This is a genomic window from Collinsella sp. AM42-18AC (assembly GCF_003467965.1).
In the GTDB taxonomy this organism is placed as follows: domain Bacteria; phylum Actinomycetota; class Coriobacteriia; order Coriobacteriales; family Coriobacteriaceae; genus Collinsella.
The window spans coordinates 1-746 of record NZ_QSFY01000039.1 but is presented as its reverse complement, the minus strand read 5'-3'; the positions used below and the strand labels follow the sequence as shown (position 1 = coordinate 746).

2 pseudogenes are annotated in these 746 nt (G+C 52.8%); both read left to right on the top strand.

The features are described from left to right. Window positions 1-233 (top strand): annotated as a pseudogene (locus DW913_RS09955) (hypothetical protein); the annotation flags it as partial. A 100-nt stretch (window positions 234-333) separates the two neighbouring features. Next, a pseudogene (locus tag DW913_RS09950) lies at window positions 334-746 on the top strand (hypothetical protein); the annotation flags it as partial.

The following is a 746-nucleotide window of genomic DNA, read 5'->3' as shown; positions in this document are numbered from 1 at the left end:
GCAACGGCTCCATGTACTGGTTCAACGGCTCCGGCTCGATGGCGACCGGATGGGTCCTCGACGGCGGCACATGGTACTACGCGACGAGCTCCGGCGCCCTCACCTCCGGCTGGGCCTACGTCGGCGGCGCCTGGTACTGGCTTGACCCCTCGACGCACGCTATGACTACGGGTGTTCAAGAAATCGATGGGGTGAAATACTCTTTTGCTAGTAATGGCGCTTGGTTCGGCTAGCAACTCTTCCTTAATTGCTTTTTTCTAATTACATATTGCTCTTAGCTATCCATTTGTAGACTATGTTTATATAAAAATCGGTAACTACTGGGGGCTGCACATGGCAAGGAAAAAGCAAATAACATTAATCCTAATCATTCTTTCAACTCTACTGCTCGCTGGACCCGGTGTGGTTGATATCGCGAACGCAGAACCCATAAGCTCCTCCATCCCTACTGATTTTGAGCGGCAATCCGTCCCCTCGACTCTTTCTCCTTCCGATTCAATTGATGATGGTCCTGCTCAAGAATCCGTTAAATGGAATCTGGGTTGGAATTCGTTTGACGGCAACTGGTTCTATGTGGATTCAGTCAATCCGGTCTCGTTGCATTCTGGCTGGCTCTATACCAATGGGGCCTGGTATTGGCTCGACCCCTCGACGCATGCCATGGCCATTGGGCTCCATGAGTGCAATGGCTCCGCGTACTGGTTTGACGCCTCCGGCGCGATGTCGACCGGGTGGGTCCTCGACGG